At 66.1% G+C, this 23,633-nt stretch carries 27 protein-coding genes; 15 read left to right on the forward strand and 12 right to left on the reverse strand.

The genetic code is table 11. The annotated features are described in order from the left end of the window. The first annotated feature begins 12 nt into the window (after positions 1-12). Positions 13-495, forward strand: a complete 483-nt coding sequence (locus tag EN853_RS19025) for a hypothetical protein (protein ID WP_245517107.1) — start codon at positions 13-15, stop codon at positions 493-495. Between the two features lie 114 nt (positions 496-609). Here EN853_RS19025 and EN853_RS19030 read toward each other — a convergent pair whose 3' ends face one another. Then, a complete protein-coding gene (locus EN853_RS19030) occupies positions 610-1,620 on the reverse strand; it encodes an NAD(P)-dependent alcohol dehydrogenase (RefSeq protein WP_127859718.1) in 1,011 nt (336 codons plus the stop codon). A gap of 97 nt (positions 1,621-1,717) precedes the next feature. Between EN853_RS19030 and EN853_RS19035 the strand changes: the two genes are divergently transcribed. Then, on the forward strand, positions 1,718-2,662 hold the full coding sequence (locus EN853_RS19035; RefSeq protein WP_127859719.1) for a LysR family transcriptional regulator: 945 nt from the start codon (positions 1,718-1,720) through the stop codon (positions 2,660-2,662). Here the strand turns inward: EN853_RS19035 and EN853_RS19040 are convergent. Together EN853_RS19040 and EN853_RS19045 are read right to left on the reverse strand one after the other, a co-directional pair. Further along, a complete protein-coding gene (locus EN853_RS19040) occupies positions 2,643-3,401 on the reverse strand; it encodes a slipin family protein (protein WP_127859720.1) in 759 nt (252 codons plus the stop codon). The two genes, EN853_RS19035 and EN853_RS19040, sit on opposite strands and share 20 nt — an antisense overlap. Then, a complete protein-coding gene (locus EN853_RS19045) occupies positions 3,398-4,774 on the reverse strand; it encodes a nodulation protein NfeD (RefSeq protein WP_127859721.1) in 1,377 nt (458 codons plus the stop codon). Before EN853_RS19045 ends, EN853_RS19040 begins: the two co-directional genes overlap by 4 nt. A 231-nt stretch (positions 4,775-5,005) precedes the next feature. Here EN853_RS19045 and EN853_RS34005 point away from each other — a divergent pair, with 231 nt between their 5' ends. The 5 genes from EN853_RS34005 to EN853_RS19070 all read left to right on the forward strand — a co-directional run bounded on the left by EN853_RS34005 (position 5,006) and on the right by EN853_RS19070 (position 9,127). Then, the gene (locus tag EN853_RS34005; RefSeq protein WP_167524522.1) at positions 5,006-5,242 is read left to right on the forward strand and encodes a DUF1127 domain-containing protein; all 237 of its coding nucleotides are present in this window, start codon (positions 5,006-5,008) and stop codon (positions 5,240-5,242) included. Between the two features lie 261 nt (positions 5,243-5,503). Beyond that, entirely contained in the window at positions 5,504-6,082 is a 579-nt protein-coding gene (locus EN853_RS19055; RefSeq protein WP_127859723.1) for an OsmC family protein, read from the forward strand. Between the two features lie 65 nt (positions 6,083-6,147). After that, complete coding sequence (locus EN853_RS19060; protein WP_127859724.1) at positions 6,148-7,374, forward strand: NAD(P)/FAD-dependent oxidoreductase; 1,227 nt, start codon at positions 6,148-6,150, stop codon at positions 7,372-7,374. 11 nt (positions 7,375-7,385) lie between these two features. Next, positions 7,386-8,678, forward strand: coding sequence for an NAD(P)/FAD-dependent oxidoreductase (locus EN853_RS19065; RefSeq protein WP_167524523.1), 1,293 nt, complete (start codon positions 7,386-7,388; stop codon positions 8,676-8,678). Next, positions 8,675-9,127 (forward strand): MaoC family dehydratase, encoded by a 453-nt coding sequence (locus EN853_RS19070; RefSeq protein ID WP_127859726.1) that lies wholly within the window; start codon positions 8,675-8,677, stop codon positions 9,125-9,127. Before EN853_RS19065 ends, EN853_RS19070 begins: the two co-directional genes overlap by 4 nt. Positions 9,128-9,200: 73 nt before the next feature. Here EN853_RS19070 and EN853_RS19075 read toward each other — a convergent pair whose 3' ends face one another. Further along, positions 9,201-9,509: a hypothetical protein gene (locus tag EN853_RS19075; protein ID WP_127859727.1), complete on the reverse strand. Its 309-nt coding sequence runs from the start codon at positions 9,507-9,509 to the stop codon at positions 9,201-9,203. A gap of 633 nt (positions 9,510-10,142) precedes the next feature. Between EN853_RS19075 and EN853_RS19085 the strand changes: the two genes are divergently transcribed. Beyond that, positions 10,143-10,547, forward strand: a complete 405-nt coding sequence (locus EN853_RS19085; RefSeq protein WP_127859729.1) for a low affinity iron permease family protein — start codon at positions 10,143-10,145, stop codon at positions 10,545-10,547. Positions 10,548-10,638: 91 nt separating this feature from the next. Here the strand turns inward: EN853_RS19085 and EN853_RS34630 are convergent, their stop codons facing one another. Both EN853_RS34630 and EN853_RS19095 read right to left on the reverse strand, forming a co-directional pair. Further along, positions 10,639-12,201, reverse strand: coding sequence for an alpha/beta hydrolase (locus EN853_RS34630; RefSeq protein ID WP_245517108.1), 1,563 nt, complete (start codon positions 12,199-12,201; stop codon positions 10,639-10,641). Positions 12,202-12,744: 543 nt separating this feature from the next. After that, positions 12,745-14,178 (reverse strand): MFS transporter, encoded by a 1,434-nt coding sequence (locus EN853_RS19095; protein WP_245517109.1) that lies wholly within the window; start codon positions 14,176-14,178, stop codon positions 12,745-12,747. 134 nt (positions 14,179-14,312) lie between these two features. On the opposite strand from EN853_RS19095, the gene EN853_RS19100 reads away from it, so the two are divergent. After that, positions 14,313-15,284, forward strand: coding sequence for a LysR family transcriptional regulator (locus EN853_RS19100; RefSeq protein ID WP_127859731.1), 972 nt, complete (start codon positions 14,313-14,315; stop codon positions 15,282-15,284). Between the two features lie 761 nt (positions 15,285-16,045). On the opposite strand, the gene EN853_RS19105 is transcribed toward EN853_RS19100, so the two are convergent. After that, positions 16,046-16,924, reverse strand: a complete 879-nt coding sequence (locus EN853_RS19105) for an RNA ligase family protein (RefSeq protein ID WP_127859732.1) — start codon at positions 16,922-16,924, stop codon at positions 16,046-16,048. Between the two features lie 340 nt (positions 16,925-17,264). Here EN853_RS19105 and EN853_RS19110 point away from each other — a divergent pair, with 340 nt between their 5' ends. After that, positions 17,265-17,450: a DUF3606 domain-containing protein gene (locus tag EN853_RS19110; protein WP_127859733.1), complete on the forward strand. Its 186-nt coding sequence runs from the start codon at positions 17,265-17,267 to the stop codon at positions 17,448-17,450. Continuing rightward, positions 17,447-17,629, forward strand: a complete 183-nt coding sequence (locus EN853_RS19115; protein WP_127859734.1) for a hypothetical protein — start codon at positions 17,447-17,449, stop codon at positions 17,627-17,629. The genes EN853_RS19110 and EN853_RS19115 overlap by 4 nt, the downstream gene beginning before the upstream one ends. 581 nt (positions 17,630-18,210) lie before the next feature. Here the strand turns inward: EN853_RS19115 and EN853_RS34010 are convergent. The 5 genes from EN853_RS34010 to EN853_RS19135 form a co-directional block, all read right to left on the reverse strand. After that, on the reverse strand, positions 18,211-18,426 hold the full coding sequence (locus tag EN853_RS34010) for a hypothetical protein (RefSeq protein WP_189343897.1): 216 nt from the start codon (positions 18,424-18,426) through the stop codon (positions 18,211-18,213). Between the two features lie 384 nt (positions 18,427-18,810). Next, positions 18,811-19,011, reverse strand: a complete 201-nt coding sequence (locus EN853_RS19125) for a hypothetical protein (protein WP_127428933.1) — start codon at positions 19,009-19,011, stop codon at positions 18,811-18,813. 655 nt (positions 19,012-19,666) lie between these two features. Further along, positions 19,667-19,789 carry a hypothetical protein gene (locus tag EN853_RS35125; RefSeq protein WP_281061506.1) on the reverse strand — a complete coding sequence of 41 codons (123 nt, stop codon included), beginning with the start codon at positions 19,787-19,789 and terminating at the stop codon, positions 19,667-19,669. A gap of 621 nt (positions 19,790-20,410) precedes the next feature. Further along, the gene (locus EN853_RS19130) at positions 20,411-20,500 is read right to left on the reverse strand and encodes a lasso RiPP family leader peptide-containing protein (RefSeq protein ID WP_127859735.1); all 90 of its coding nucleotides are present in this window, start codon (positions 20,498-20,500) and stop codon (positions 20,411-20,413) included. A 243-nt stretch (positions 20,501-20,743) separates the two neighbouring features. After that, positions 20,744-21,676 carry a hypothetical protein gene (locus EN853_RS19135; RefSeq protein ID WP_127859736.1) on the reverse strand — a complete coding sequence of 311 codons (933 nt, stop codon included), beginning with the start codon at positions 21,674-21,676 and terminating at the stop codon, positions 20,744-20,746. A gap of 371 nt (positions 21,677-22,047) precedes the next feature. On the opposite strand from EN853_RS19135, the gene EN853_RS19140 reads away from it, so the two are divergent. The 4 genes from EN853_RS19140 (at position 22,048) to EN853_RS19155 (ending at position 23,593) form a co-directional block, all read left to right on the forward strand. Next, the gene (locus tag EN853_RS19140) at positions 22,048-22,311 is read left to right on the forward strand and encodes a hypothetical protein (RefSeq protein WP_245517110.1); all 264 of its coding nucleotides are present in this window, start codon (positions 22,048-22,050) and stop codon (positions 22,309-22,311) included. A 31-nt stretch (positions 22,312-22,342) separates the two neighbouring features. Further along, positions 22,343-22,567, forward strand: a complete 225-nt coding sequence (locus tag EN853_RS19145; protein WP_127859737.1) for a hypothetical protein — start codon at positions 22,343-22,345, stop codon at positions 22,565-22,567. A 256-nt stretch (positions 22,568-22,823) separates the two neighbouring features. Next, positions 22,824-23,312: a RidA family protein gene (locus tag EN853_RS19150; RefSeq protein ID WP_127859795.1), complete on the forward strand. Its 489-nt coding sequence runs from the start codon at positions 22,824-22,826 to the stop codon at positions 23,310-23,312. 59 nt (positions 23,313-23,371) lie between these two features. Beyond that, complete coding sequence (locus EN853_RS19155; RefSeq protein ID WP_126094618.1) at positions 23,372-23,593, forward strand: alkylphosphonate utilization protein; 222 nt, start codon at positions 23,372-23,374, stop codon at positions 23,591-23,593. Positions 23,594-23,633 lie beyond the last annotated feature (40 nt).

The raw sequence follows: 23,633 nt of genomic DNA on the forward strand, positions 1-23,633 counted from the left end.
GGGGGAGCGATCATGAAAACCGCATTGGCGACATTCATCCTGGCGCTGGCAACCACCCTCCCCGCCCATGCCGCGTCCTGCGCCTGGTCGGCCAAGATGGAAGAGGACGAAGGAGGTAGCGTGCTGATGGCCTCGGTCTGCGGCGGGCCGAAGGGCGATGCAAGCCTGATGCTGGCCTGCTTCGACAGGCCGGTGCTGAGCTACGATCTGGGCGGCGCTGGCGGGCAGCTCGAGCCGGGCACCCGCGGCTCCTTCACCTTCAAGGCCGGAGGCAAGAGCGTGACCAAAAACCTCGTGCTGGAGGCGATGTACAATTATTTCACGGCGGACCTCTCCGGCCCCGCCGACCCGCTGCTGGCGCTCTTGCGCGGCAAGGGCGAGGTGACGATCAGCGCCGACAAATATGGCGCGGCGAGCTTCCCGCTGACGGGATCGAGCGCGGCAATCGGCAAGGTGCTGGCCGAGTGCGGCAAGGGTTCGGGCGAGGCGAATTGAAGCTCCCCGATCTCCCTGCCAGGGAAATCTGGGTCAGGGAAATCGGGGCAAGGAAAATCGGGTCAGGGAGATCGGCAGTTTCATCGCTTTCGCCGATCTCCGGCGGCACACTTCCTACCACTCCAGGCCGAACACCAATTTGCCGAAATGCAGGCCGCCTGCGGCCATGTGGGTGTAGGCTTCTGTCGCATCGTTGTGTGAAAACACCTTGTCGACGACCGGTTCGATGCCGGCGGCGCCGATGGCGCGGGCGGCGTCGCGCAGGTCGGACACCGAACCGGTGTTGTTGCCCACCACCTTCAGCGCCTTGATGATGATCGGCAGCAGGTTGACGGTTGCCTCGGCGCCGGTGACGAAGCCGATGGTGAACAGCGTGCCGCCGGGCGCGGTGGCGTTGACGGCGCGCGCGAAGGTGGCGGTGCCGCCGGTTTCGACGACCAGGTCGGCGCCGAGGCCGTTGGTCAGTTCCAGTACCTTGCCGTCCCAGTCCGGCGTCGCGCGGTAGTTGATCAGGTGGTCGGCGCCGAGCGCCTTGGCTCGCTCCAGCTTCTCGTCCGAAGACGAAGTGATGACGACGGTGGCCCCGGCCGCCTTGGCAAGCTGGAGGGTGTAGATCGAGACGCCGCCGGTGCCGAGCAGCACGACCACCGAGCCAGGTCCGACATCGGCGGCGCGGATCGCGTTCCAGGCGGTGGTGCCGGCGATGGGCAGCGTCGAGGCAGCCTCGAAGGAGAGGTGCGGCGGGACCGGCACGACCGAATTGGCCGGCAGGGCGACATATTGGGCAAGCGACCCGGGGAGCGAGATGCCGCGCATCTGCGTCATCTCGTAAGGCCGCGGCCGGCCGCCGATCCAGCGCGGCTTGGCGTGGGCGACGACGCGGTCGCCCATGCTGAAGCCTGTCACGCCCTCGCCGAGCGCGACGATCTCGCCGGCGCCGTCGGCAACCGGAATGAGCGGGAAGACCGGTCCGGGGTAATTGCCGCTCGCGACAGCGACATCGACGAAATTCAGGCTCGCCGCGCACTGGCGTATCAGCACCTCGCCGCGCTGCGGTTCGGGCGTGGCGACGCTGGCGGCGCGGAAGGCGTCCAGCCTGGGCTGGCTGAGTTCGATGGCTTTCATGGGTTCACTCCGTGGTGTCGATTGACGGGTTGAGCGAACCTATCTGCTGCGCTATCAAGCGATAATTATTGAATTTCACATTTTAGTATTGCAAACCATGCAGCAATCCCATGAACCGGCGGCCCTTGCCGAAATGGCGGCCTTCGCGGCCATCGCCGAGGCGCGCTCCTTCACCAGGGCGGCGGCGCGGGTCGGACGAGACGCGACCATCCTGTCGCGCCGCCTGCAGTCGCTGGAGGAGCGGCTGGGAGTGCGGCTGCTTCACCGCACGACCCGCAGCGTCGCGCTGACAGAGGCGGGTGCGGAATTCCTTGTGCGTGTGCGCGCCATCCTCGCCTCGGTCGACGAGGCGGAAACCGCTGCCGCCGCGCATGCCGGCGGCCGGCCGCGCGGGCTGCTCAGGCTGGCGCTGCCCGGCACGTTCGGGCGCATGTGGATCGGGCCGTTCCTGCCGCAGTTCCTCGCCGAGTTCCCGGATATACGTATCGAGGCGGAATTCTCCAACCGCTTCACCGATCTCGTCGCCGAGAATTTCGACGTCGCCGTGCGGCTGGGCAGCCTGGAGGATTCGCGCCTGGTGGCGCGCAAGGTGGCGACGCGGCGCCGGCTGCTGTGCGCCGCGCCCTCCTACCTCGCCCGAAGGGGCAGGCCGGAGACGCCGCAGGCGCTGCTCGAACATTCCTGCCTCGGCTTCACTGGCTTCCAGACCTTTCCGGCCTGGGAGATGACCGACCGCGAGGGCCGGCGCGTGCGCGTCGAGGTTTCGGGGCCGCTGGTCAGCGACGACGCCGAGGTGCTGGTCGAGGCAGCCGTGCAGGGCGTCGGCCTGATGATGAGCACGGACTGGCTGGTCGGGCGCGAGATTGCCGACGGCCGGCTGGTGCCGATCCTGGAGGACTGGACGCTGGCCGACGAGGGCGCGGTCTACGTCGTCATGCCCTCGGCCAAGGGCCAGGCCGCCAAGACCCGCGCCTTCGTCGACTGGATCGGCAAGCGATTTTCGCCCGAGCCGCCGTGGCGGCTCACTTCTCCTGTCCCTTAAGGAACTGGCTGAGCAGATCCACCGGCAGCGGGAAGACCACCGTGGAGGAGCGCTCGCCGGCGATGTCATGCAGGGCCTCGAAATAGCGCAGCTGCATGGCCTGCGGCTCGGCCGCCAGCATGCGGCCGGCCTCGACGAGCTTTGCCGCCGCCTGCTGCTCGCCGTCGGCATTGATGACCTTGGCGCGCCGCAGCCGCTCGGCCTCGGCCTGCTTGGCGATGGCGCGGATCATGCTCTCGTTCAGATCGACATGCTTGATCTCGACATTGGAGACCTTAATGCCCCAGGCATCGGTGCGCTGGTCGAGGATCTCCTGGATGTCGCTATTGAGCTTGTCGCGTTCGGCCAACATCTCGTCGAGCTCGTGCTTGCCGAGCACCGAACGCAGCGTGGTCTGCGCCAGCTGGTTGGTGGCGGTCATGAAGTCCTCGACCTGGATGATCGCCCGCTCGGCGTCGACGATGCGGAAATAGAGCACGGCGTTGACCTTCACCGAGACGTTGTCGCGCGAGATGACGTCCTGCGGCGGTACGTCCTGCACCACCACGCGCAGATCCACCCGCACCATCTGCTGGATAAAGGGAACCAAGAGGATGAGGCCCGGACCCTTGACCCCGGTGAAGCGGCCCAGCGTGAACACCACGCCGCGCTCATATTCCCTCAGGATGCGGATGGCCGCCGACAAGAACATGATCGCCAGCAGCGCGAGGACCAGATAGGCGACATAACCGACTGTCATTGTTTTGCTCCGTCGTTTCCCACACCGCGCCGCCGCACCGTCAGCACGAGGTCGCTGACGGCGGTGACCTCGACGTTGTCCCCGGGCGCCACCGGATCGTCGGCCCTGGCCCGCCAGCGTTCGCCAAGCGCCAGCACATGGCCCTCGCGGCCTTCCCAGTCGAGGATCTGGGCGGGCTGGCCGCGCATCGCCTCGCCGCCGATGCGCGGCGGATTGCGCCGCGCCGCCCAGAGGTAGCTGCCGGCGAGCAGCGCGAGCCCCAGCGTCAGCGCCACGGCAGGGCCGATGACCGCCCACGATATGGCGAAGCCGGGCCCCTCGATCTTGAGCAGCATGGCGGCGCCGAGCAGGAAGGCGGCCGCGCCGCCGACTCCCAGCACGACAGTCGGATTGAAGGCCTCGACGATGAGGAAGGCGACGCCGAGCAGCATCAGGGCAAGCCCGGTATAGTTGATCGGCAAGAGATCGAGCGCATAGAGGGCGAGCACGAGGCAGATGGCGCCGATGACGCCCGGCGCCACCGCGCCGGGGCTCGTGACCTCGAAGACGATGCCGTAGAAGCCGATCAGCATCAGCAGCACCGCGACGTTCGGGTCGGTGATGACGGCGAGAAGCCGGATGAACCAGCCGGGATCCAGCGTCTCGACGGCCAGGCCCTTCGTCGCCAGCACTTCCTTCCTGCCGGCCATGTCGACGGTGCGGCCGTCGGCCAGCTGCAGAAGCTCGGTCGTGTCGCGGGCGATGAAGTCGATGACATGTTGCTGCAGCGCGGCGCTGGCCGAGAGGCTTGCCGCCTCGCGCACGGCCTTCTCGCCCCAGTCGCCGTTGCGGCCGCGCAGCTCGGCGAGCGAGCGGATCAGCGCCACCGCGTCGTTGGTCACCTTGGCCATCATCGCGTCGCCGGCCGGCCGCCCGCTGGCGTCCTTCTGGTCCTTGTCCTTCTCGCCGCCGGGAAGCGAGGGCAGCCCGCCGAACTCGACCGGCGTCGCCGCGCCCAGATTGGTGCCCGGCGCCATCGCCGCCACATGGGTGGCGTAGAGGATGTAGGTTCCGGCGCTCGCGGCATGGCCGCCGGCCGGCGCGACATAACCGATGACGGGAACGCGAGAGGCCAGGATATCGGCGATCATCTCGCGCATCGAGGTGACCAGGCCGCCCGGCGTGTCGAGCTGGAGGATGAGGACCTCGGCGTTGCGCTCTGCCGCGACCTTGAGCGCCTCCTCGAGCTGGCGCGAGCTCGCCGGGCCGATGGCGCCGTCGATCGCGATGCTCAAGGCGATCCTCTGCCCAGCCGTCCCGGCCGGGGAGAAGGGGAGAAGGACCGCGGCGGCCACGAAGGCCGCTGCCAGAAGGGCCACCCGCGCGAGTTTCACGCTCAAAGCTCCTTCGATTCAATATGGGGTTGTGTCGGGCGAAGTCCAATGAGGACGGAAGCAGCGCTACGACCCTCCCTTCTCCCCTTGTGGGAGAAGGAGAGGCGCTTTCGCTCCCCGCACGATTCCACGGCATTTTCGACGCCGGTTCCAACGCTCGCTCCGTCGCCCGTGCCGCATTGTCCGCATCGACGACGCGAAGGAACGCGTCCGCAACCGATGGAGATGACGATGACCACTTTTGACCACGCAACCTGTGAAACCAGCGGCACCGGCTTCACCCTGCCCGGCTTTGCCGGCCGCGCGTTGCGGCTGGCCTACCACGCCATGCGGATGCGCAGCGACCGCGCCGCGCTGCGCGCCATGCCGGACTATCTCTTGAAGGACATGGGGATCAGCCGCTCGCAGATCGAATACTACACGTCCGCGCGCAGCGCGCTCGCCGAAGCCGACAGGACGGACGCCTGAAGCGGGATGACGGCCGGCCGGAAGGCCTGGCGAAAACCCCGGCGTCGCCGGGGTTTTTCGCGTCTGGCCCCCCGCTGACCGGCCTTCCGACGTTGGCTTCCCGCGCCGAATGTCCGCCTCAAATGAAACGGGCGATGCAATTTCCACGGTGGGCGCATCAAAAATTCCACGCCCGCACCCACTCTCGCTCAAACGCCCGACGGTCAAAGAAAGGCCGTCACGGCAACCAAGCCGCAAACCAACCTTTTGGGAGAAGACAAAATGCAACCGAACACCAAACCTGCGCGACTTCCGCTCAATGGCGTCGACACGCCGAACCTGTTGGCCACGATCAATTTCGTCGCCGGCCAGCCGGAGCTGGCGAAGTTCCAGTTCCGCGCCCACAATGAATGGATCGAGGGCACGCACAGCAAAAGCGTCATGCACGGCTTCCACGGCGCCGGCCAGGAGCAGAAGCACGAAAAGCCCTTCTATGCCGACAGCGACCATCCCGCGATCCTGTGCGGCGCCGACAACGCGCCGACCCCGGTCGAGTGGCTGCTGCATGGGCTGGCGAGCTGCCTGATGGCGGGCCTTGCCAACATCGCCGCGGCGCGCGGCATCAAGCTCAGCCGGGTCAAGTGCTCGGTCGACGGCGACATCGACCTGCGCGGCATCCTCGGCATCTCGGACGAGGTCCGCAACGGCTTCCAGAACATCCAGGTTTCGTTCGAGGTCGAGGGCGACGCGCCGGCCGAGAAGCTCCAGCAACTTGTCGAGCAGGCCCGTGCGCGCTCCGCCGTGTTCGATGTGCTGACCAACGGCGTGCCGGTCACGGTCGGGATCAAGACCATCCAGTAAGGCAGGGCTGACAGACGGTCCGGGGAAATCCGGACCGTCTCTTCCCAAGGTTTCGGAACAGAGCCATGAAACATGCTGACGTCGTCATCATCGGCGGCGGGCAGGCCGGGCTTGCGCTCAGCCATTGCCTTGGCCGCGCCGGCATCGACCATGTCGTGCTGGAGCGCGGCCGCATCGGCGAGCGCTGGCGCGCGCAGGCCTGGCAATCGCTGAGGCTGCTTACGCCCAACTGGCTGAACGGCCTGCCCGGCTCGCCCTATGACGGCCCGGACCTCGACGGCTTCAGGACGAAGGACTGCTTCGTCCGGGACCTCGAAACCTATGCCAGGAACTGGCAGGTGCCGATCGAATGCGGCGTCGAGGTCTCCGCCTGCAGGCGGACCGGCAGCGGCTTCACGCTCGCCACCGGCGCCGGCGACTGGACGGCAAAAGCCGTCGTGGTGGCGACCGGCCATTGCGACCGGCCGGTGATCCCCTTTGCATCCGCGACAATGGGCGGGCGGCTCAGCATCCACGCCTCGCAGTATCGGTCCCCCGGCGAACTGCCGCCCGGCGGGGTGCTGATCGTCGGCGCTTCCTCCTCCGGGGTGCAGATCGCCGACGAGCTTAAGCGCGCCGGCCGGCGTGTCATGCTTTCGGTCGGCAAGCATACGCGCCTGCCGAGGCTGTGGCGCGGCAAGGACATCTTCTTCTGGCTCTGCGAGATGGGCCTGATGGCGCAGCCGCTCGACGGCCTCGCCAACCCCGAGAGCGCCAGGCGCCAGCCCTCGCTGCAGCTTGCCGGGCGGCTGGACAAGGCCGATGTCGACCTCGCCACGCTGCAGGCGCTCGGCGTCGAGCTGGCGGGCCGTGTGCGCGGCATCGCCGATCGCGAGGTCGCCTTCGCCGACGACCTTCCGGCGCAGATCGCGGCGGCCGAGGCGAAGCAGGCGCGCCTGCTTGCCGGGATCGACCGCTTCGCCGGCGCCGCGCGGCCGGCCCGCCGCGAGCCGGTGACAGTGCCTTCGGTCCGCCCGATGCGGCTGTCGCTGACGGACGGATCGATCCGCACGATCATCTGGGCGACCGGCTATGCCCGCTCGTTCGACTGGCTGGAGCCGCTGGCGCTCGGCGCCGACGGCGAGCTCGCGCATCAGGGCGGCATCACCAGCGTGCCCGGCCTCTACGGGCTCGGCTTCCGCTTCCTGCGCAAGCGCGATTCCAACTTCATCGGCGGCGCCAGCGTCGACGCGCAAGCGATCGCCGCCGAGGTCTCCCGCTATCTCGACCGCAAGGGCCTGAGGGCCGCCTGAGGACAATGACGATGCCAGACATCCAGAATCGCCCGCTTCCAGCCGCGCCGAAACGCCGCCACTACGACGCGATCATCGTCGGCGCGCGCTGCGCCGGCGCCTCGACCGCGCTGCTGCTCGCCCGCGCGGGGCTGAAGGTGATGGTCATCGAGCGTCGGCCCTATGGCTCCGACACGCTGTCGACGCACGCGCTGATGCGGCCGGCCGTGCTGCAATTGTCGCGCTGGGGCCTGCTCAAGCCGCTCATCGAGGCCGGCACGCCGCTGATCGAGGCGACGACGTTCCACTATGGCGACGAGGAGATCATCATTGCGCTCGATGCCGGGCCGGACCTGCCCGGCCTGATCGCGCCGCGGCGCACCGTGCTCGATCGCATGCTGGTCGATACCGCGCGCAAGGCCGGCGCCGAGTTCCAGCATGACATGGCCGTCGCCGACCTCTTCGCCGATACACAGGGGCGCGTGCGCGGCGTCGAGATCCGCAGTGCCGGCCGCGACGTCTTGCAGGTGAGCGCCGGCATTGTGATCGGCGCCGACGGCATCGGCTCGCTGGTGGCCAAGCGCAGCAACGCTCGGGTGTTGCGACAGGGAGCCGTGTCGGCCGCCCATGTCTACGGTTACGCGCCCGTCGAGCCAGGCGCGGGCTACCACTGGTATTTTCGCGACGGTCTCGCCGGCTCGTTCATTCCGACCAATGACGGGCTGGCCTGCATCGTCGCCTCGGTGCCGACCAGGCTGTTCGACCAGCGCTTCCGCGCCGACCATGCGCGCGCCCGCATGGCGGTGCTGGAAGCGCTCTCGCCTGCCCTTGCCGCGCAGGCCGACCGCGCGGCGAAGGATGCCCGCCTGCAGGCATTTCGCGGCGTCCCGGGCTATATACGCCAGGCGTATGGGCCGGGCTGGGCGCTGGTCGGCGATGCCGGCTTCTTCCGCGACCCGCTCACAGCGCACGGCATCTCGGATGCGCTGCGCGATGCGGCAGGCCTGGCGCACGCCGTCCTCGACGGATCCGAGGCGGCCTTCGCGGCCTGGCAGCGGGAGCGCGACCTCTTCGCCAACCAGATCCTCGACACCACGGACGCCGTTGCGGGCTTCGACTGGACGCTCGCCGACATCGGCGAGCGGCACCGCCGTTTCAGCGCCGTTATGAAGGCCGAGGTCCAGGCGCTCGCCGGGCAGCCGATGCCGGTCCGCGCCTCCGCCAAATACCGGGCGGCGGGCCTAAGGGCGCCGGCAAACGACGCCAATCCACCGGCCGCGGCCGGTTCGATCACGCAACGCAACCGAATGGGGATGAGACCATGACCGCACATATGAAGGACGGATGGATCGGCATCATCAAGGGGCGGCCGCAGGTGGGCGCCTCCGCCGAGCGCTCGCGGCGCACGCGGCCGCAGGATATCGACGCGTTCGCGGACATGACCGGCGACCGCAACCCGCTGCACTACGACAAGGCGCTGGCCGAGGCTTCGGTCTTCGGCAAGCTCATCGTGCAGGGCGGCGTCACCTCGGGCATCCTCAACGCGGTGGTGGCGGAAGACCTCCCCGGTCCGGGCTCGGTGTTCCTGGAAGTCTCATGGAAATTCGTCAAGGCGGTCGGCGTCGGCGAGCTGATCACCGGCCGTGTCGAGGTCACCGAGGTGCGTTTCGACAAGCCGATCACCAAGCTTGCGACCTCGGTGCGCAACGAGGCCGGCGAGATATGCCTCACCGGCACAGCGACGGTGTTCTCCGTGCCGCTGGCCAAAGCTTAAAGGCACAAATGATGGCCGGCAAAGGCCGGGGGTTCCGGCCCGGCTCTCGATCGCTGAGCCGGGCCGAATGCGATCAATAGTCGGAGCCGCTCTCGACCACGACGGGACGGCGGTAGTAGCGGTGATGACGCTCGATGGAGCCCGTGACCACGACGGTGTCCGGGCGGTGATGACGATGCCAGGCGCGGCGGCCGTGATCATAAAAAGCGACCGTGCCGTGTCGGCGATGATGGAGACGCTGGCCTTCGTCATTGATGACGACGGCGGTGCGGTGATGATAGTGCCGGTGGTGCGTCCTGATGACGACATCGGCCTCGGCCGCGGAAGCAACCGCCGGCGCGGCGATGCAAAGCGCCAAGGCTGCAAGAACCACTGTTTTCATTGCGCTATTCCTGATTTCTAAAACATCCCTTCGCCGGATAAACCGCAATCTGCGGCATTGGTTCCGGGCCAATCTTGCGGGGGGCGCCCCGGCGATCGGACGACAGGAAGGCGCTGCGGCCGCTTCCAGGAGTCAGCTCCCGCGCTCGCGCCTTAACGCTACGTATCGGAGGTAAGTCGTGGCCGCGGCGTCACAGGCCCGCCGCGCGGGGCCGTTCGTCTCCAGCATGGTTTTGGCGAGTTTCCTGGGCAGGCCGTATTTCATGGCGAAGAATTCCGTTTCATATGGTTCGTCTTCCGACTGGGCGGCAGGTCTATCCAGGCTCATGTCGGCTCCCCTACGGATTGGCGATGGATCGGCGCGCTGCAAATGCGAAAGCGCGACTTTGGTTGCCGCCTTCGGCCCTCTCCGTCGGCCGTTGAGACTTCAGTCGGATATCGATTTCAGACCGTGGCCTTACCGGTGGAACGAACGTTCCTTGGTCCCGTTTGCCGGCGAGCAATTCGACAACAGGAGCAACGGATATGGACGACCCGCGCAATAGTGTCCTGGAGGCCCGCTGGCTTCTTGCCGTGCCCGCTTCGATGATCCTCACCGTGCTCCTCGCCGGCTTCCTGCTCGCATAGGCGGCCGATGAACCGGCTCCTCTTTGTCGCCGCCGATTTTCTGTCCCGCCCGCCCGGCTTCTACGTCGTCGTCGTCGCGATGGCTGCCTGCACGCTGCTTGTGCCGTTCGGCCTCACCAGTGCGGTGACCTACGCGCTTTCGGTCGCGGCTATCATCATCACCGGGGTGGTCCTCATCCAGGGCTACCGGGACACAGCGGCCATTCACGCCAAGCTCGACGAGATCGTCATCGCCCTGCAGCAGACGCGCAATGACGTCATCGGGCTCGAGCATGCCGACCCGGAGGAGATCAAGTCGAAGCTGATCGAATTGGAGAAAGAAGCGGAGGCCGACGCCTGGCGGCCGGAAAACCTGCGGACTGGCGCGAAAGAGGCCGGCACCACAGCGGGCGGGGGGCGTTGGGGTAGCTGAGGCACCGGCCGGAGGAAGGCGGGATGGGTACCGCCGTCGCTTAAAAATAGACCTGGCGCGCGGCAGCGAAATTACGCGATCGCGGAAGCGCCTACGATCCCGCCGTCTCGGCCATGAACGCCCGGACGTGGGCGATGAACTCGTCGAAGGCCGGCTCGCCCTCGAGCAGGATGTGGTTCTGGCTTTCAAGTTCGAAGAAGCGCGCGCCGGGAATGCCGGCCGCCATGGTGCGCCCGGACTCGACCGGCGCCACGTTGTCCTCCCGCGCGTGCAGCACCAGGGTCGGCACCCGCACCTTCTCCAGCAAGTCGCTGACATCTATCACCGAGAAGGCGCTTTGCAGGCGGAAGGCATCGTCCGGCGACACGGTGCGCAGCATCAATTCGTCCATCCAGGCGAAATGCTCGTGCGTGGCGCCGGGGATGAACATGGAGCAGAAGACCTGGCGGAACATCGGGTTCTGCTTGCCCCAGCCCTCGCGCATCAGCGTTGCGATCGCCTCGCGTGTCGCGATCTCGCCGGCGTCGCCGCGCGCGCGCCAGCCTTTGACATAGCCGCCGTAGAGGATCATGCCCGAGACCTTCTCGGGATGGCGTATGGCGTAGGCGATCGAGACCGCGCAGCTCTGCGACAGGCCAAGCAGGGTGAAGCGATCGAGCCCTGCCGCCTCGACCACGCATTCGAGGTCCGACACCATGGTGTCGAACGAGACGTCGACCACGTGGCGTTGCGACAGTCCGTTGCAGCGCTCGTCGTAGCGTACGAGCTGGTTCTGGCGCGACAGCTCCCTCATCCAGTGCCGCCAGATCGGGCTGTCCCAGTCGAAGGTGAGATGCGACATCCAGTGCGCGGCGCGCAGGATGGGCGCACCGCTGCCGGTCATGGCGTAGGCGAGCCTCGTGCCGTCGCGCGCGCGGCAGAAATGCACGGCGCGGCCGGGATCCTGCGCGGTTGCCGGGCTCTTTGCGGGCGAAGGCGATTGTGCCGGGGCCGCGGCGGGTTGCGGAGAGCGCGACGTCGGCTGGGCGGCCGCCGCCCTCACCTTCTCCTCCAGCGCCTCCATTTCTTCCGCCAGCCCGATATCCTCCGGCAGCAGGCGGCTCAGGCGCCGGGCAATCGGCAGCGCCCGCCTCGGCTCGCCGGCCAGCCGTTCGACCAGTTCGCGCAGGATGCCGAGTTCGGCGAGCTCGACCTCGCTGGCGAGGGCCTTGCGCCAGGCCTCGTATTGGAAGCAGCGGTCGAGCGAGAGATCGGAGAGGAAATCGCCGCGGATCGAACCGGCGACGGCCTCGAGCTCGTCCGTCGGCAGCAACGAAAGATCGCCCTTCACCATCGGCAGCAGCCGGGCATAGTCCGTCTCGACCTTGAGCGAGACGCTGTTGCGGTCGGCGACCAAGGCGGATTCGTCAGCGCCCAGCACCAGGCGGATCTTGGACAGGCTCCAGCGCAAAGCGCCGCGCGGATCGTCGGGAATGTCCCAGAAGATCTCGCAAAGCCGCTCGCGCTGATGCGCCCTGCCGGTGACGGCGAGATAGGCAAGCAAGGCTCTCGTCTTCCTCGACGGCGGCAGCTCGACGAGTTCGCCGGCGCGGCCCACCTGGAAATCACCGAGCACGCGCATCTCCAGCAGCCCGGCTTGCGGACTGTCGGTCATGCGGCCGCGCACCCTTCCACTGCCACTACCCCCTTCGTTTCCTCATCGGCTCGGCGGGAGGAACCACTCCGCAATATCAAAATCAGCTAAAATGCGGAAGTCTCACTGGCCGACTACGACAGAACAGGCGCGCAGACTGTGCGATGGGTTACATTGGGCGGAGGTGAGGCGCGGCGCGGAAGCTGCTGTCCCCCCGTGGGGGAGGTGTCCGGCAGGACGGAGGGGGTGTGAAGGAACGCAACCTATCGCCTTCTTCATCCTAGGGCGGTCCAGGGAGCGAAGCGACGCGCGCAGACCCTGGGATCCATGCCGTGACGCTAAAGTGTTGCAACGGTTAAGAATTCTGCTCCGCCGCGCCCCACGATCAAGGTCACCGCATGGATCCCAGGCCCGAGGATGACGAAGCGTTGGCGGAGCCGGGGAACCTCGTGCCGAGACGCCGGCGGGACAGCGCCCCCCTTCTGCCTTGCCAGGCTTTCGTCCTTCGGAAAGCCAAGCAATTGACTTTCCGTCCGCTTTGCGGACCAACCTCAACAAGGGAGATTAGGCGCTCCGGCGCTTTCGCAAACCTCCAACCGCCGCAATCGCCACCGCCGCCACCACCAGCGCCGCCGCTACCGCAAATGTAACGCGCATCCCGCCGGCCACCGCCTGCGGCGCGGCGCCCGCGATATCCTTCGTCCCCACGGCGAAGGCAAAGACCGCGCCCATCGCCGCCGTGCCGGTGATCAGGCCGAGATTGCGCGACAGGCTCAGCATGCCTGAGACCACACCGCGCTGGCCCTTGCCGACATCGGCCATGACGGCGGTGTTGTTGGCCGCTTGGAAGAGCTGGTAGCCGGGCGTCAGGATGACGATCGCCGCCGCGTAACCGGCGACGCCGCACAGCGCCGGCAGCACGGAGAGAGCGGCGCAGCCCACGGCCATCAGCGCCAGCCCGGCGACGACCATCGCGGACGCGCCCCACCGGTCGACGATGCGGCCGGCGACGACGCCGCACAGCGCCGACACGACCGGGCCGATCGACAGCACGGCGCCGACCAGCGCTTCGCTGAGGCCCAGCGCGCGTGACAGGAAGAACGGCCCGACCACCAGCGTCGCCATCATCACCGTCGAGACCAGCGCGTTCATGGCAAGGCTCGGCGCCAGCACCGGGTCGCGGAACAGCGCCGGTTTGACCAGCGGCGAAGCCACCTTGCCCTCGGCATGGAGGAACAGGCCGGCGCCGAGGACGGCCATGCCGAGCAGCGCGACGTTCAGGCCGCCGAAACCGCCGCGCGCAAGAGTCATCGCCAGCGCGTAGGCGGCGAGCGTCAGCGCCAGCAGCACCGTGCCCAGCATATCGAAGCGAGCGCCTTCCCTTGTCGCGCCGCGATCCTGCCCCGCCTCGCCCGGGGGCAGGAAGCGGCGGGTAGCGAGCATGGCCGCGATGCCGAGCGCCGCATTGACGAGGAAGATCGAGCGCCAGCCGAAGGAGGCGATCAGCACGCCGCCGAGCGACGGCCCGAGTGCCGTGCCGATCGCCGACATGGTGCCGAGCAGGCCCATGGCGCTGCCGGTGCGTTCCTTTGGCACCGTCTCGCCGACGAAGGCGATGGTCAGCGCCATCATCACCGCCGCGCCCAGGCCTTGCGCGGCGCGCGCGGCGATCAGCAGCGGCAGGGTCGGCGCCAGCGCCGCCGCCAGCGAGGCGGCGCTGAACAGCGCGAGCCCCGCCACCAGCAGCAGCCTGCGGCCGACGAGATCGCCCAGCCGCCCGACGCTGACGATGAGCGCGGTGATGGCAAGCAGATAGGCAAGCACCACCCATTGCACCGCCGGGAAGGACGCGGAAAAGGCCTCGCTCAGCGTCGGCAGCGCGACATTGGCGATGCTGGTGCTGAGCGAGGACAACAGCATCGCCAGCGACAGGCTGGCCAGCGCGCCGGTCGCCGAGCGGCTCACTTCTACGGCACGTGGATCTGCGATATCGGCCATGGTTCTTCTCCGGCTGGCGTGAAACCTGCCGGGAAAATAGGCGTGCGCCCGATATGGCGGAATGCGCAGCATTTGCATTTTATTCGTGCATGGAACGCCATGCCACTTTGCCGGAAGCGTGCTAAGGTCGCGCCATGTCGCGACCCGATCTCAACCTGCTCGTCACGCTGGATGTGCTGCTTGCCGAAGGCAGCGTCGCCAGGGCCGCGCGGCGGCTGAAGCTCAGCCCTTCGGCGATGAGCCGGGCGCTCGCCAGGCTGCGCGAGGCGACCGGCGATCCGCTTCTGGTGCGCGCGGGGCGCGGCCTTGTGCCGACGCCGCGTGCCATGGAACTCAGCCTGGAAGCCGGCCGGCTGGTGAAGGAAGCGCAAGCCATGCTCAGGCCCGCTGAGCGGCTCGACCTGAAGCGCCTGGCGCGCAGCTTCACGCTGCGCAACAGCGACGGTTTCGTCGAGAATTTCGGCCCTGCCCTGCTGGCGCGCGTCGCCGCCGAGGCACCGGGCGTGCAGTTGCGCTTCGTGCCGAAGCCCGACAAGGACAGCGGACCGATGCGCGAGGGCAGCGTCGATCTCGAGACCGGCGTGGTCGGCGGTTCGACCGGCCCGGAGGTGCGGGCGCAGGCGCTGTTCCGCGACCGTTTCGTAGGGGTGGCGCGCGTCGGCCACCCTTTAAGCGAAGGCAAGATCACCGCCGCCCGTTTCGCCGCCGGCCGGCACATACTGATCTCGCGCCGCGGCCTCGACCGCGGGCCGGTGGACGACGCGCTGGAGCCCGCCGGGCTGACGCGGACGATCGCGACCGTCGTCGGCGGCTTTTCGGAAGCGCTGGCGCTTGCCCGCGGCTCCGACCTCATCGCCACCGTGCCCGAGCGCTACACGGGCAAGCTGCGCGAAGGCCTGGTCACCTTCGCGCTGCCGGTAAAGCTCGCCCCGCTCACCATCTCGCTCATGTGGCACCCGCGCCTCGACGCCGACGCCGCGCACCGCTGGCTGCGGGGCGTGGTGCGCGAGGTGTGTGGGGGGCAGAGGCATGGCAACCCGCAGAAGCTGCCAACTCCCCTCTTGTGGGGAGATCGGCTGTCGCCAAAAGCCGGCGGGAAACTTTGACCCGCTAGAGCGGTTCAACGTTTCACGGAATCGCCGAACCGCTCTAAGTATTTGTTTTTACGCTATTCCGGACGGAAAACCGTTACACACTTTTCCTGGAATTGCTCTAAGTCAGCTTCGAGTCAATTCGGTTCGACCCATATGAAAAAGCCCGCCGCCGTGTGGGGGGAACGGGCGACGGGCCTTTGCTTGGGGACTTAAATGCTGGCAGCCCTTAAAAGAGGATAACGACCGCCTTTCTGCTAAATGGCGGGATCAGCGTTCGGTTCCAACAATTTTCCGGCGATGGTCCTCACCGTGAGTTAGCGGATGGCGCCGTCTTGCCGTCAACGGCCGACGGCATGCTCCTGGTCGAGGCGCCCGTCTGTGTGTCGGTGGCCGGCACGGTATGGTCCTCACCCGACAACGGACTACCTCCGCCCGGCACAGCCTCGGCTGTAGGAGCCGTGTTGTTTATGCCGTTCTGGAATGGTTGGCTGGAGGTCGTCAAGCCGCCTGCCGCTGTGGCGGTGAAGAGGTGATCAGCTGCCGACGCAGGGCCGGCGAACAGCGAAAACGCTGCAAGGACAATAAGCGTTCGCATGGTGGGATTCTCCAATGATTGCACGGTTTAACGCCCATCCGGCGCCAGACCTTAAGCAACTTTGGAAGGTCTACAGCGTCAGGGACGGCAGTCCCTTCATGGCTTCAACGCCCCGCTTCATCGCCATGTTCCCGAAAACATGAGCGAACGGTGAGCATCGGCGGCAATGGGCAGGTCGTCACTCGTCTTCGCGAAAGTCCTTCAGCGAGGCGTGGCGGAGCTTCTCCTCGCCCTTCAGGAACTTCACACGGCCGACGAGCCCAGGCTTCAGCCATTCGGCTTTTTCCTTTGCCAAGCCGTTTGGCGGTGCGGCGCCGGCCTTGCCCTCGACGCGGGCCCATAGCGCCTGGCGCTTGTCGGCTTTAAAGGTGACGAACGCGCCGCCCATGTAGCGACCGTGGTCAGCCATGAGCACTATCGCGGGCTTACCGGTCTCGCGTTTGACTCCGATGATGTCCATTTCCTTCTCGACATAGCACTTGATCTTCCGCCAGTTCATCGTCGAGCCGCTGCGGTACACGCTATCCAGCCGCTTCGACACGATGCCTTCCAAGCCCGCTTCGCAAGCAAGGTGGTAAACGGCGTCACCTGTGCCAGGCAGCGCCTCGCTGAATTGGATGCGACCGCCGGCCGCAATAAGTGCCTGCAGGATTTCGCGCCGATCCTCGAGCGACATGTCGCGCAGATCGTGGCCATTGAGATGCAGCAGATCGAACGCGACCAGGTAAAGATCCTGCGGCCGGCGCGTGATGGCCGAGCGAAGCGCATGGAAGTCGGACAGCCCGGTCTCGTCCGTGACGATCGTTTCGCATTCGATGATGAAGCTTTCCGCTTCGAGCGCCGCGGCTTCCTTCGCGAGAGGCCGATACTTGGCCGTCCAGTCAATTCCAGTCCTGGTGTAGAGGCGGATTCCGTCGGTGTCTTTGATTACCTGTGTCCGGTAGCCATCGAATTTCACTTCGTGGCTCCAGCCTTCACCTTTGGGCGGCTGCTCGACCAGTTCAGGCTCCATTGGACGAATGAAGGGCAGCCGGGCGCCTCTGCCAGGCTTACGCATCGGAACTCCACGAAACGCGAAACTTTGATTCAAATAGCTTGGAACGCCTTCCGCTCCATTAGCAAGTGCTGGAACAAATGGCGGAGCGAATTTGTTATCCGTCCGATGTTCGAGGGTCGGATGAGAGCGAAGCTGCTCGCACAGGGCTTGTCGGAAGAACGGCTTGCCGAAGCCGACTACTATGCCCGCAAGTGCGGCATAACCCGCGACGAAGTGCTGCGGATCATAGAAGCCGCCTATAGCGCCAGTCTCAAATCCAGGAAGAAACGCAAGCACGCAAAACGCTGAACGGGAACCTTTGGGCGTCATCCAGCTTTCTGGCACCTAGGGAGGATCAGCCATGACGGACGACAAGGCCAAGCGCGATTTTCGGGACCGCGACCGCGTGTCGGCGGATGAAGATTACGAGGTCCGCTACTTCGCCAAACAGCATCGGATCACGCCGGAGCAGGTGAGAGAGCTGATCAGCGAGCATGGCAACGACCGCAAGACCTTGGAACGCGAAGCCCGGAAACTTCACGGTTGACAAAGCTTTCGGATCTCGGGCCGCCGATCACCGGGACGCGTCATGGCGGTGAGCCGCCATGCGAGTTCGATCATTTCTATCGCTGCAAGGGGTGCGGGCAGCCCGTCGATCGCCGCGACCTGCGTCAGGTGATCTGGCATGAAAAGCCCGATCACAAGCCTCTCGAGATGGATGGCTGAAAGAAAAGAAGCCCGACGGCTGGGCCGGCGGGCTGAGTTCGGTTGGAGTAGCCCGGCGGCGCGCGGAGGGGTGTGGGGGTATGCCGAGCACCGTCCGGCATCATTCCAACGGGGCTTTGAGACTGTTGTTCCGTCGGAATGTCGAAATACCTTCGTGCGCGCTGGTCACCGGCGGCAAGTTGGCTGGCCGCGGCGTCTTGCGGTCGAGGATAATCACTTCGCGGAAGTCCTTCCCCTGGCCGCGCCGAACCGTATGTCAGCGGGCCGCCGATCAGCTCGAACTCGGAGAAAATTTCTCGGATCTCCGCCCTGTCGTTCAGCGTAAAACGCCCTTGGGTCGCCGTCAGCTTTGTGTGCCGTCACCGTAAAGCCGGCCCGTGCAAAGACGCCGCTTCGTCCTTATGGATGCATTCCAGCAATATTAGCAAGAGCGTATATTCTTCGTTAGCCGGTGCCGTGTCTCGCCCCCGAGCCCCGCCGGCTAGGCCCGGCGTTTGCTGGCCTACCCCGCCAGCCTGCCGGGCCGCTCCCTTGTCGGGTCTTCCTCCGCGGCGCCCAGCAGAAGTCCTGCGCCTAACTTATTACCGAGCCATGCGGCGCTTCGAAAGGGACTGCCACAGCTCGACCTCGTCGGCGAAGCCATTCTCGAATGCCTGGATGACCTCGCGGGCGAGCTCGTCCCTTTGCTCTCTGTCCTTGAGGGCTAAATGGCGCTCCCTGCAGAGCTGGTCAAAAACCCTCTGGAGAAGCGCCAACTCGGTCGGCGTGAAAACGCCCACGTATTTGTTGAGAGCCATGACGCATCCGTCCCCTCAAATGGGCGAAAGCGCGAATCTACTCTTCCGAGCGTCCGTGTGCCTCGGCTAGGTGCGGACGACACCATCATTTTACACCCGACACCACTCCTGGGCGAATCCTTCATAGTCGTAGTTCGAGAGTCCGCCCCCGCCCCAATTTGAATTAGACTTGACGACCCATGGCGGCTTTCCCTTGCGCTCCTCGACAAGCCCCTGGAGGGTGGCGGTCAGGGCGGCAAGGCGTTCGAAAGGCCGACGAAGGAAACCGCCAGATTCGAAACGCAGCTCCCACTGACGAGGGCTTTGATGCGGGCTGGCAGATCCGTCTAGCGCCCGCTTCATGGCTCAAGCCAGTCGAGTCCGTCCGTCGCGAACGGCACGGTCCTAGTGGACGCGCCTCGAAGCGACCAGAGCGGCCTTCATGTCATCGACGTCATTAATGCCGCTGACGAAAAGCACCATGACAAGCCGCGCGATATCATCCCGCTCGGCGTCGGCGGAAATGCCATAGGCGTCGCAATGGTCCTTCAATGCCTGGGTGAGCATGTCCAGATCGTCAGAGCCTAGGTAGGCGGGGAAAGGCATGGCATATTCCTCACCCGGGGGCGCGTGGAGCACGTCCCCTTCTCTGCCGCGACGGAAGTAGCTCGTCGCGCCTCGATCCCACTTCACTTTTATTTGGGTGTCGGTAGCCTCGACTACCGTGCCGTTCTCAATGCCCCTCTTGCGGACTACCCGCTGGCTTAACTGCAAGGTCGCGGTGGCTGGGGCACCCCGGTGGGGACGCCTGCATTCTGAGCGCATTACGCTCTCCTTCCCTCGGTCGGGCGAAAGCGTGATGAACTCTTCCAAACGTCCGCGTGCCTCGGCTGGGTGCGAACGGCATAAAGAAATCCAAACAAGGCGGCCTTGGTTCCATTTCTGGGCAACAAAAGCCCGCCGCCACTTGGGAGAAATTGGCGACGGGCATCCTAAGGAGAGTTGGCAACCGCTGAAGGGTTCAACCACTTGAAAATCAATTCCCAGGAGAGCGGCCGGTCCTGTCAATCTATGCCACATTAGAGAAATCTTAATGAAGCTGCGGGCCGCACCAGACTCCCGGTATGGCCAAGGGCAGGATCAATATCGGCGACGGAGTCGGGATCATCGCGACCATGCGCCGACGCGTCACAACGAAGCCGCGTTGACCGGGCGCTTCTTGCCTTCGGCGCCGGCCCGCATGAGCTTCTCGTTTCGACGCCTAAGCGCCGGCGCCGCCCATAAGACCGGCAATCAAAGTCGCCACGAAGACAAGCAGGCCCAGCGCCACCCTGTCCAGCCAGGATTTGCGCCTGGCAAGCACCTCGAGCAACCGATCGCCCATGGCACCCTCCCTCGCTCGAACAGGCTACTATAGCACGCCTCAATGAGAGCATCATGAAGCTGTTCACGGAAAGCCGCCTATCTCCCCCAAAGGAGGAGATTGGCGGTTTCGGCGTCTCCCCCGGCCCCCATTGTTGCGCTGCGGAAATGCACCCAAAAAAAGTCAGGTTGAGAACCGGAACCCAAAACACCTTGAGCCGGCGAAAAACGAACCTATTCAAGCGGATAGGCAAATGGGCTCGCGCCGGCTCAAGAGCTGGCCGAAAAGCCCGGAAATCCGCCATTTCCGGGCTTTCGCCAACCGCAACGGCGCGATCGCGGCAGGGCGATTTCGGCACTGCGGGACGGGAAAAACGCCCGCCGCAAGGCCCTGCGGCCGGCGTTGACAGCAAGGCCCGCCAATGGCACTCCGCAGTGACTGGTCACGCCATGACCGTTGCTGTTGGGGACGGACGGGGTTTCAGCAGCTTGGCGGCGGCGCCGGACGGGCGGGCACCTGCGCGGTGTACCGCCCGCTCCTGGCCAGGAGCGGCGAGGCTTCGAAGCGGGGCCCGGAAACGCCGGCTGGAGCAATTCCTCAAAAAAATGCGTAGCGGTTTTCCGTCCGGGATCGCCGAACCGCTCAAACCGCGATGGATGCGCCGTTGCCGGCCGTGACGGCGGAAAGCTTCCCGCGCTTTTCAAGCGTCGGCTTGCTGTAGACCTTCTTCATCGAGATTCCCCCTGAAGACAACGCGCGCAACATGGGCGCCGCGCAGCGCGCTTGTCAAGCTCGACCGTCCTCAGAATGAGAAGCCGGATGACGGCGTGGCGGCGGTCGCGGCCGAGAGCCTGTCGCGCTTTTCAAGCCTGGGCTTTTCGTAGGTCTTTTTCATCGTCCGTTCCTGCGCAGGTCAACGACCGGCGCAGGTGAACGCGATGCGGCCGCGCTGTCAAGGTCGCCGGGATGCCGGGATCAGCCCGCGTGCTGCAGCCAGTGGCGGTCGAACACGTCGAGGATGGCGCGGAATTCGGCCGGCGGGATCTGGTTGACGCCGCTGTCGCTGTCGGCGCTGAGGAACCGCTCGAGTTGCCGGTCGACCGTTTCCGGGTGCTCGATCACGATGCCGAGGCTCGCCAGATCGGCGGCGATCGAGGTGCCTGGCGGCAAATACCCGCCCCATTGTTCGGCGGCGGGCGCATCGCGCAGCCGCACCAGGAGGATCCTGGTGATCGACGGCTGCGCCTCGGGCCCGATGATGGCGGTGCCGCACATATAGCCGCCGAGCACGCTGACCGGCTGCGTGTGCGGGAACAGGCAGAGGAAGAACTGCGCCTCGCCGCCGACCTCCCTCAGATGCAGGTAGAGGCTGCGCTTTGCCGGCGTGACCGGGCCGCCGAGCTGCAACTGGCCGGTCGGCAATGTCTCGCGATAGATGGCGCTGAACCCATGCACGCCCGGCCCGGCCCCGATCGACAGGCGGCCCCTGATCAGCTGGCCGCGATAATAGGGCGACCAGGCGCGCGAATAGCAGGCATAGGTACCGGCAAGCGCCGGGCCAACGCTCTTGTCGTCGTGCCCGGGCGAGGCCTCGGACTGCGCGCTGGCGCGGCGTTCGAGCTCCGCCGTGTCGATGCCGTGCTGGGCCGCGACGGCGGCCGCGAAGCTCGGCAGATCGCTTTCGGCGATCCAGGCGCCTGGCCGTTCGAGGCGCAGCACTTTCGCCCAGTCTTCATAGACGCTGTGCTCGCGGGGCTGGGCGCGGCCCTGCAGCCATTTGTCGGCGCGGCCAACATCGAAAGCCGTCTTCGGGTTGACGGCGCGAAACGCCGCCGCCAGGTCCTTGCGGGTGGCGGTTCCCAGCACGACCGAAGTCAGTCGCAACTTCTGCGCGATGTTCAATGCCATCCGGCTGCACCTTCTCCATCCCGATAGAATCGGGACTGGCTCCTCATTCGAGCGAAGACCGTGCCTTCAGGCCCGTCGCAAGGCCACCGTGTGCTGCAGCCAACCAAGCAGGCCATCTCGCCGAATCCATGCCCCATCGCCTTATCTCTACAGGCTAATATTCCAGGAATTCCAGAGAATTCCACGCCGTTCCGCACGCGCCCCCTTTTCGCACCATCGACCAGCGCTAAGCTCGCCCTGGGCAAGGGGCAGACCGTCAGGGAAAACGCGCTGAATGTGGGGCTTGAGCTCCCCTTCCTTCGTAGAGCAGTGACACGCTCGATTTCGAGCAACGGCGAAACCCGGCTTCAAGAGACGGGAACAACCGAACCGTGAGCCACCTCGTCAAGAAGGATCAAAACATGACCGCTTCTCCCAAATTGACCCTCACCATGCTTGCCACAGGATGCATCGCCCTGGCGTTGCTCTTTGCAAACGCGCCAGACGGAGGATTTCCGTCGAAATATGTCAAGGCGCCTGCGGTGCAGGCTCTTCAACCGACGCGCATTGCCATCGACAACGAGGCGCATGCGATACGCTTCTACATCGACGGCAAGCAGGTCGCCCTGCTCGATGCGTCCGGCTTCAAGCAATGAGGCGGCCGCCGAGCCGAGAGGGAACACGGTCATGAAAATCATCCTGCCAGCGCTTTCGGCGCTGCTGCTCACGCTTGTGCCGCCGCAAGCCGCTCCGGCCAAAGCGAAAACGCTGGTGACGGAGTGCAATACCGACAAACACCGGCCGTTGCTCGATGAAAAAGCCACCGGCGGCATCGTGCCTTCGCCCGGCCAGACGGCGAAGGCCGCCGAACCAGGCCAGGCCTATCCGCCGCCGCTGGACCTGCATTTCTAGCGCCGTTTCCGGAAGGATCGTGGCGGCGATCTTTCCCGGGAACGCTCGAGCCGCCCGGCCAGCCTGAGGGTTGGGAGGCTTGGCGCCGCCGCGGGGGCAGGCGCCCGTCCGCACGGACCGCAAGGCGACGCGGTCCGTGCGGACCATGCCCGCCGACCCGCTTGACGAAAGGACAACGAACCGGAAAGCTCTGCATGAGGTCGCGGGCATGACGCTGGAACAGCGCCGCGCGACGATGCGTCGAGGGGGCCGCGCCATGCCGGGTGCCGATGAACGACTTGCCGCGCTGGGCATCGTCCTGCCGCCGCCGTTGAAACTGCCGCCGGACGTGGTGCTGCCCTTTCCCTGGGTGAATCTGCGCGGCGACCGCGCCTACATCTCCGGCCACGGACCGCAGGAACCGGACGGCACGCTTGCCGGCCCGTTCGGCGTCGTCGGCGTGAGCGTGTCGCTTGAAGAGGCGCGCGCATCGGCCCGCAAGGTCGGGCTGTCGATGCTCGCCAGCCTCAGGCGCGAACTCGGCAGCCTCGACCGGATCACCGGCTGGTGCCGCGTGCACGGCATGGTCAACGCGGCGCCGGGCTTCACCCAGACCCCGGCGGTGATGAACGGCTTTTCCGACCTCGTCCTCGAGATCTTCGGGCCGGAGGTCGGCCGCCACGCCCGCACGGCAATCGGCGTCGCCACCCTGCCCTTCAATCTCCCGGTCGAGATCGAGGCCGAGGTGATGATCGGATTGGCTTGACCAGGGCGTCGCCGGCGCGATAGGCGGGCGCACGCCATCCAACCGATGAAAGACCCGCCATGACAGACGCCATCGTGAAAGACAGCAACGGCACGCCCCTGAAGGACGGCGACTCCGTGACCCTGATCAAGGACCTCAAGGTCAAGGGCACCTCCGAGACGATCAAGCGCGGCACGCTGGTCAAGAACATCCGCCTCACCGGCAATCCCGGCGAGATCGAATGCAACACCAAGCAGGTGAAGGGCCTGGTGCTGAAGACGGAGTTCTTGAAGAAGGCGTGATTGCGGGCCTCGATTGTCCGGGAGTTGTCCGGCACAGCGG

Origin of the sequence: Mesorhizobium sp. M1C.F.Ca.ET.210.01.1.1 (assembly GCF_004791585.1) — a bacterium.
Lineage (GTDB): Bacteria > Pseudomonadota > Alphaproteobacteria > Rhizobiales > Rhizobiaceae > Mesorhizobium.

Excerpts from the sequence above, each read along its gene's own strand:
- EN853_RS19025 (WP_245517107.1), top strand. The coding sequence starts at position 13 with ATGAAAACCGCATTGGCGACATTCATCCTGGCGCTGGCAACCACCCTC.
- EN853_RS19030 (WP_127859718.1), bottom strand. The coding sequence starts at position 1,620 with ATGAAAGCCATCGAACTCAGCCAGCCCAGGCTGGACGCCTTCCGCGCC.
- EN853_RS34010 (WP_189343897.1), bottom strand. The coding sequence starts at position 18,426 with ATGGCTCTCAACAAATACGTGGGCGTTTTCACGCCGACCGAGTTGGCG.
- EN853_RS19130 (WP_127859735.1), bottom strand. The coding sequence starts at position 20,500 with ATGAAGAAGGTCTACAGCAAGCCGACGCTTGAAAAGCGCGGGAAGCTT.
- EN853_RS35125 (WP_281061506.1), bottom strand. The coding sequence starts at position 19,789 with ATGGGCGATCGGTTGCTCGAGGTGCTTGCCAGGCGCAAATCCTGGCTG.
- EN853_RS19075 (WP_127859727.1), bottom strand. The coding sequence starts at position 9,509 with ATGAAAACAGTGGTTCTTGCAGCCTTGGCGCTTTGCATCGCCGCGCCG.
- EN853_RS19065 (WP_167524523.1), top strand. The coding sequence starts at position 7,386 with ATGCCAGACATCCAGAATCGCCCGCTTCCAGCCGCGCCGAAACGCCGC.
- EN853_RS34005 (WP_167524522.1), top strand. The coding sequence starts at position 5,006 with ATGACCACTTTTGACCACGCAACCTGTGAAACCAGCGGCACCGGCTTC.
- EN853_RS19150 (WP_127859795.1), top strand. The coding sequence starts at position 22,824 with ATGCCGGGTGCCGATGAACGACTTGCCGCGCTGGGCATCGTCCTGCCG.
- EN853_RS19155 (WP_126094618.1), top strand. The coding sequence starts at position 23,372 with ATGACAGACGCCATCGTGAAAGACAGCAACGGCACGCCCCTGAAGGAC.
- EN853_RS19145 (WP_127859737.1), top strand. The coding sequence starts at position 22,343 with ATGAAAATCATCCTGCCAGCGCTTTCGGCGCTGCTGCTCACGCTTGTG.
- EN853_RS19135 (WP_127859736.1), bottom strand. The coding sequence starts at position 21,676 with ATGGCATTGAACATCGCGCAGAAGTTGCGACTGACTTCGGTCGTGCTG.
- EN853_RS19125 (WP_127428933.1), bottom strand. The coding sequence starts at position 19,011 with ATGCCTTTCCCCGCCTACCTAGGCTCTGACGATCTGGACATGCTCACC.
- EN853_RS19110 (WP_127859733.1), top strand. The coding sequence starts at position 17,265 with ATGACGGACGACAAGGCCAAGCGCGATTTTCGGGACCGCGACCGCGTG.
- EN853_RS34630 (WP_245517108.1), bottom strand. The coding sequence starts at position 12,201 with ATGACCGACAGTCCGCAAGCCGGGCTGCTGGAGATGCGCGTGCTCGGT.
- EN853_RS19105 (WP_127859732.1), bottom strand. The coding sequence starts at position 16,924 with ATGCGTAAGCCTGGCAGAGGCGCCCGGCTGCCCTTCATTCGTCCAATG.
- EN853_RS19040 (WP_127859720.1), bottom strand. The coding sequence starts at position 3,401 with ATGACAGTCGGTTATGTCGCCTATCTGGTCCTCGCGCTGCTGGCGATC.
- EN853_RS19095 (WP_245517109.1), bottom strand. The coding sequence starts at position 14,178 with ATGGCCGATATCGCAGATCCACGTGCCGTAGAAGTGAGCCGCTCGGCG.
- EN853_RS19060 (WP_127859724.1), top strand. The coding sequence starts at position 6,148 with ATGAAACATGCTGACGTCGTCATCATCGGCGGCGGGCAGGCCGGGCTT.
- EN853_RS19035 (WP_127859719.1), top strand. The coding sequence starts at position 1,718 with ATGCAGCAATCCCATGAACCGGCGGCCCTTGCCGAAATGGCGGCCTTC.
- EN853_RS19055 (WP_127859723.1), top strand. The coding sequence starts at position 5,504 with ATGCAACCGAACACCAAACCTGCGCGACTTCCGCTCAATGGCGTCGAC.
- EN853_RS19085 (WP_127859729.1), top strand. The coding sequence starts at position 10,143 with ATGAACCGGCTCCTCTTTGTCGCCGCCGATTTTCTGTCCCGCCCGCCC.
- EN853_RS19100 (WP_127859731.1), top strand. The coding sequence starts at position 14,313 with ATGTCGCGACCCGATCTCAACCTGCTCGTCACGCTGGATGTGCTGCTT.
- EN853_RS19070 (WP_127859726.1), top strand. The coding sequence starts at position 8,675 with ATGACCGCACATATGAAGGACGGATGGATCGGCATCATCAAGGGGCGG.